The following is a 6,000-nucleotide window of genomic DNA, read 5'->3' as shown; positions in this document are numbered from 1 at the left end:
CCCCTTCACCCGTCGCCCCTTGGCGTTCACACCCCCCGCTGGCGGCGCCCTCCACCCGCCGTTGCCGTCGCGCTGCGCCCGGCGGCGGCGCAGCCGCGCAACCCCTTCAACCCATCGCCTCTTGGCGTTCGCGCGCACGGCCGGGGACGCCTCCCGCGTCGACTTCGTCCACCGCGCCCCTAGCGTCCACACCCGGCCCGCTAGGGTCGTGGGGTGCTGAGAGTCGGGCTGACGGGCGGGATCGGGGCCGGCAAGTCGGTGGTGGCGCGTCGCCTCGCCGAACGGGGTGCGACGGTCGTCGACGCGGACCTGATCGCCCGTGAGGTGGTCGAGCCGGGCGCGCCCGGACTGGCCGCCGTCGTGGACGAGTTCGGTCCCGGTGTCCTGACCCCCGACGGCGCGCTGGACCGGCCCGCGCTCGGCGCGATCGTCTTCGCCGACGAGGACCGGCGGCGGGCGCTGAACGCGATCGTGCACCCGCTGGTCGGACGGCGCCGGCAGGAGCTGGTAGCGGCCGCCGGCCCGGACGCGGTCGTCGTCGAGGACATCCCGCTCCTGGTCGAGAACGGCCTGGCCGCCGGGTTCCCGCTGGTCATCGTCGTACACGCGCCTGAGTCCGAGCGGCTGCGCCGGCTGATCGACGACCGCGGGATGGCCGAGCCGGACGCGCTGGCCCGGATCCGCGCCCAGGCGACCGACGACCAGCGGCGGGCCGCGGCGGACGTCTGGCTGGACAACTCCGGTCCGCTTGTGGATACCGAGGCCGCCGTCGACGACCTGTGGACAGAGCGGCTGGCGCCGTTCGAGGCGAACCTGCGGGCCGGGATCCGGGCGCCTCGGCCGCCACGTGCCGTCATCGTCGAGCCGGACCCGACCTGGGCCGACCAGGGCCGCCGGCTGCTGAACCGCATCCGCCACGTCGCAGGTGACCGGCTGATCCGCGCCGACCACCACGGCTCCACCTCGGTGCCCGGCCTGCCGGCGAAGGACGTGATCGACGTCCAGCTGGTCGTCGCCGACCTCGCCGCCGCCGCGTCCGTGGCGGGGGAGCTGGGCGAGGCGGGGCTGGTCCGGCTGCCGGACCGCTGGTGGGACGTCGACCAGGACGGGATCGAGCGCGACAAGGCGATGTGCGTGAACGCCGACCCCGGGCGTGCGGTGAACTGTCACATCCGGCCCGTCGAGTCGCCGACGTGGCGGGACGGGCTGCTGTTGCGGGACTGGCTGCGGGCGCATCCAGATGCGGTTCGGGAGTACGCGGAGTTGAAGCGGGAGCTGGCGGCGCAACCGCACTCGTCGGTGGACGAGTATGCGAGCCGGAAGACGCCTTGGGTGAATGGGGCGTTGGCTCGCGCCTCGGAGTGGGCTGCGCAGGTGGGCTGGTCGCCCTAGTTCGTGGGGGTGCGTTGCGCCGGGGTTTCTCGTCGCGCCGGGCTCTCGTTGGTTGGGTTCGCCACGTTCGGGTGGCCCCCTCGCTTGCCCATTGTCCGGTCTCGGGACCACGCCTCAAGTCCGCGCGCCCTGGCGGCGCTTGGACTTGACCCGTGGTCCCGAGACCGGGGGCAAGACTCGGAGGGGACCACCCGGAGAAGGGGCCCTGGCTTCCAGGCTCGCTGGGCTTTTGGTTCGCTGGCCGCTTGCGGGTTGCGTCTGGGCTTTTGGCTACCGGTTTTGCTGGGCTCGGTGTTGGCTGGCCGGTGGCGGGTTGCGTCTGGGCTTTTGGCTACCGGTTTTGCTGGGCTCGGTGTTGGCTGGCCGGTGGCGGGTTGCGTCTGGGCTTTTGGCTACCGGCTTCGCTGGGCTCGGTGTTGGCTGGCCGGTGGCGGGTTGCGTCTGGGCTTTTGGCTACCGGCTTTGCTGGGGTCTGTGTTGGCTGGCCGCTTGCGGTTCGCTTCTGGCTCTTGGCTACCAGCCTCTGCGCGGTGTGGTGTTCGCCGGCCTCTGCTGGTCCGAGATGAGGCGCTTCTGCTACTTCCGTGGGGTTGGCTCTGCTCTCGTGGCGGGCGGTCCTTTGGGGCCGGTCAAGCCCGCGAGACCGGCGGATGCACGCCATATCGGCGGTTCCTGGCCCTCGTCGGTCCGGGTTCGGCGGTTTCGCGGGCATCGGCCGTCGGCGCGGGTACTGGCGCCCGTCTCGTCCGCCGCCTGGTCTTCGCACCCGCGGCGAGCACGTCCCGCGACGGCGCGAGGGCGGCAACGGTGTGGGTTCGCTGCGAGAACGCTGCGGCATCGCTGTCGTGGGGGCGACAGCGATCTCACACCGTCACAGCCACCGATTCCGCCGCATCGCGCGTCAGCCGGGGGCGAGGCCGGGCTGAGGGCCGGCCGTCCAGTGCCCGCCGTCGGCGTCGCCCGCAGGGCCGCCGAAGAGGCTGCGGGTGAGTAGGTCCGAGTCCGCCAGCATCTCGTCCAGAGCGGAGGCCAGGTCGGCGTCGGCCGGAGGGTGGCCGGCGTCGGCGGCGGCGAGGACGGCGCGGCGCATGAGCTCCTTCGCGAACGACGCCGTCGTGCCCTCGGCCCGCTCCGCCGCCTCGTCCAGCGCGGCCGGGCTGAACGGCAGGCCGCGCGCGTAGAGACGGTTCAGCCGCCGCCGGGCCTCGGCGTCGGGGAGGGGGATCTCGGCCGCGAGGTCGACCCGGCCGGGGCGCTGGGCCAGGGCGGGCTCCAGCAGGTCGGCGCGGTTGGTGGTGAGGACGAAGGCGACGTCGGCGTCGTCGGCGAGGCCGTCGAGGGCGTCGAGCGCCTCGAACAGCAGCGGCTGCGGGCCGGCGGAGAGGGTCCGGTCCTCGGCGATCAGATCGCAGTCCTCCAGCACGACGACGGCGGGCTCGAGCGCGCGGGCGGTCTCGGCGGCGGTCTGGACCAGCCGCAACGACTGCCCGGACAGCACGATGACCGTCGTGCCGGGGCTGACCGCCATGAGGTAGCGGACGGTGTGCGTCTTGCCGGTCCCGGGCGGCCCGAACAGCAGGATCCCGCGCTTGAGGTGCTGACCCGCCGCCGTCAGCGCGTCACGATGCCGCGCGACACCGGTGAGATGGCGCTCGACGCGGGCGAGGACGCCGTCGGGGAGGATGACGTCGGCGGCGGTGAGGGTGGGGCGGCGCAGGAACGTGACGCTGCCGTTGCTGGCGCCGAACACGGCCGGCGCGAACGCGACGACCTGGCCGCGCAGCACGCTGCGCTCGGCCATCAGCCGGCGCAGCTCGTCGAGGAAGGCCGGCACGACGGCGTCGGCGGCGGCCAGCACCTCCAGCCCCGGCAACTCCCGTCCGAACTGCGGCTGGGCGTCGCGCTGGAGCACGACGAGCGGGACGCCGTCGTAGGTGAGCAGCTGTAGCCCGAACGAGATCACCTGCCGGTTGGTGTCCGGGCCGGTCGGGACGCGCGCGTAGTCGACCGGCCCGACGGGGAACATGCCGTGCTGGCCGGCGTTCTCGATGATCTCGGCCAATGACGAGTGCCGCCGCGCCATGCCACCACCGACGCCGATGAGGCGGCGGCCGCCGTGGAGGCCGGCGAGGGCTTCCAGCGCGACGTCGGCGTCGGCGTACCGGAGCGGGGAGACCTGCTCGTTCACGACGGGCAGGGAGCGGGGCGCGACGCCGAGGTGCTCCTGGAGGATCGGCAGCAGCGGCTCGACCCCGTCGGAGTCGGCGCGCACCTGGTGTACGACGTCGGTCATGAACTCGCGGAAGGTGGTCACGAACCTGCGGGTTTCGTCGTCCATCGCTGTGAGCGTAGCCGTACCCCCGGACCTTGTCGGTGGGACCGCATACCTTTGTATGCATGCGTACGGCAGGTGAACTCTCCCGGGTGGTGGCGCCCTTCAAGGTCGTCAGCGAGTGGGAGCCGTCCGGCGACCAGCCGGCGGCCATCGACGAGCTCGAGCGGCGGGTCCGCGCGGGCGACAAGGACACCGTCCTGCTCGGCGCCACCGGCACGGGCAAGAGCGCCACCACGGCCTGGCTGGTCGAACGGCTGCAGCGGCCCACGCTGGTCATGGTGCCGAACAAGACGCTGGCCGCCCAGTTCGCCAACGAGCTGCGCGAGATGTTCCCCAACAACGCGGTCGAGTACTTCGTCTCGTACTACGACTACTACCAGCCCGAGGCCTACGTCCCGCAGAGCGACACCTACATCGAGAAGGACTCCTCCATCAACGAGGAGGTCGAGCGGCTCCGCCACTCGGCGACGTGGTCGCTGCTGACCAGGCGCGACGTCATCGTGGTGGCGACGGTGTCGTGCATCTACGGCCTCGGCTCGGCCGACGAGTACCTGCACCGCATGGTGCACCTCAAGGTCGGCGACGAGAAGAACCGCGAGGGGCTGCTGCGCGAGCTGGTCGACGTCCAGTACACGAGGAACGACCAGAACCTGACGCGTGGCACGTTCCGGGTCCGCGGCGACACGCTCGAGATCATCCCGATGTACGACGAGCTGGCTGTCCGGGTCGAGTTCTTCGGCGACGAGATCGAACGCATCATGACCATGCACCCGCTCACCGGCGAGGTCATGCGCGAGGAGCAGGAGACGTACGTCGCGCCGGCCACCCACTACGTGTCCGGCCGGGAACGCATGGAGCGGGCCATCGGCAGCATCGAGACCGAGCTGGAAGAGCGGCTGGCCGAGTTCGAGCGGCAGGGCAAGCTGCTCGAGGCGCAGCGGCTGCGCATGCGCACCACGTACGACATCGAGATGATGCGCGAGGTCGGGTTCACCTCCGGCATCGAGAACTACTCGCGTCACCTCGACGGGCGCGCGCCCGGGTCGGCGCCGAACTGCCTCATCGACTACTTCCCCGACGACTTCCTGCTGGTCATCGACGAGTCGCACGTCACCGTGCCACAGATCGGCGGCATGTACGAGGGCGACATGAGCCGCAAGCGCACGCTCGTCGACCACGGGTTCCGGCTGCCCAGCGCCATGGACAACCGGCCGCTGCGGTTCGAGGAGTTCCTGGAGCGGATCGGCCAGACGGTGTACCTGTCGGCCACCCCCGGGCCGTACGAGCTGGAGAAGGTCGACACCGTCGTCGAGCAGATCATCCGCCCGACCGGCCTGGTCGACCCCGAGGTGGTGGTCAAGTCCACGAAGGGCCAGATCGACGACCTCATCCACGAGATCCGGCTGCGGATCGAGCGCGACGAACGGGTCCTCGTCACCACGCTGACCAAGAAGATGGCCGAGGACCTCACCGACTACCTGCTCGAACGCGGCATCCAGGTGCGCTACCTGCACAGCGAGGTCGACACGCTGCGCCGGGTCGAGCTGCTGCGTGAGCTGCGGATGGGCGAGTTCGACGTGCTGGTCGGCATCAACCTGCTCCGCGAGGGCCTCGACCTCCCCGAGGTGTCGCTGGTCAGCATCCTCGACGCCGACAAGGAGGGCTTCCTCCGCTCCGGCACCTCGCTGATCCAGACCATCGGCCGCGCGGCCCGCAACGTGTCCGGCCAGGTGCACATGTACGCCGACACGATCACGCCGTCCATGCAGAACGCGATCGACGAGACCAACCGGCGGCGCGAGAAGCAGGTCGCCTACAACCGCGAGCACGGTATCGACCCGACGCCGCTGCGCAAGCGGATCAGCGACATCACCCAGATGCTGGCCCGCGAGGACGCCGACACCGAGGCGCTGATCGGCGGATCCGGGCGGGCCGCGAGCCGGGGCAAGTCGCCGGTGCCGGGGGTCCGGGCCAGCGTCGGCAGCGCCGGCAAGCACGCAGCCGACCTCGCCGGCATGCCGGCCGCGGACCTGGCCGCCCTGATCCAGCAGCTCAGCGACCAGATGCACGCCGCGGCGGCGGAGTTGCAGTTCGAGCTGGCGGCCCGGCTGCGCGACGAGATCTCGGAGCTGAAGAAGGAGCTGCGCGGCATGCACGAGGCCGGCGTGCGCTGACGGCGCGGGTCCGGCGCCCACTCCGGCCGCCGAACCGTGACAAGCGTTATGCTGTGGCGAAAATCCGTCAGTGGCGCGTTGTGGCCAGCGGTCTCGAGC

3 protein-coding genes are annotated in these 6,000 nt (G+C 71.5%); 2 read left to right on the top strand and 1 reads right to left on the bottom strand.

From position 1 onward, the window contains the following. The first annotated feature begins 213 nt into the window (after positions 1-213). Positions 214-1,392: a dephospho-CoA kinase gene (gene coaE / locus C1I92_RS20855; RefSeq protein ID WP_111256570.1), complete on the top strand. Its 1,179-nt coding sequence runs from the start codon at positions 214-216 to the stop codon at positions 1,390-1,392. Positions 1,393-2,293: 901 nt separating this feature from the next. Here the strand turns inward: coaE and C1I92_RS20850 are convergent. Beyond that, the gene (locus C1I92_RS20850; RefSeq protein WP_111256569.1) at positions 2,294-3,730 is read right to left on the bottom strand and encodes an AAA family ATPase; all 1,437 of its coding nucleotides are present in this window, start codon (positions 3,728-3,730) and stop codon (positions 2,294-2,296) included. A gap of 59 nt (positions 3,731-3,789) precedes the next feature. Between C1I92_RS20850 and uvrB the strand changes: the two genes are divergently transcribed. Continuing rightward, a complete protein-coding gene (uvrB, locus tag C1I92_RS20845) occupies positions 3,790-5,901 on the top strand; it encodes an excinuclease ABC subunit UvrB (RefSeq protein ID WP_111256568.1) in 2,112 nt (703 codons plus the stop codon). Positions 5,902-6,000 lie beyond the last annotated feature (99 nt).

Source organism: Jiangella anatolica (assembly GCF_003236295.1).
Taxonomy (GTDB): Bacteria; Actinomycetota; Actinomycetes; order Jiangellales; family Jiangellaceae; genus Jiangella; species Jiangella anatolica.
The sequence above is the reverse complement of the archived record's forward strand: the minus strand, read 5'-3'. Positions and strand labels throughout refer to the sequence as shown.

What these genes read in the sequence shown, in the direction of transcription:
- uvrB (WP_111256568.1), top strand. Translation starts at nt 3,790, where the DNA reads ATGCGTACGGCAGGTGAACTCTCCCGGGTGGTGGCGCCCTTCAAGGTC.
- C1I92_RS20850 (WP_111256569.1), bottom strand. Translation starts at nt 3,730, where the DNA reads ATGGACGACGAAACCCGCAGGTTCGTGACCACCTTCCGCGAGTTCATG.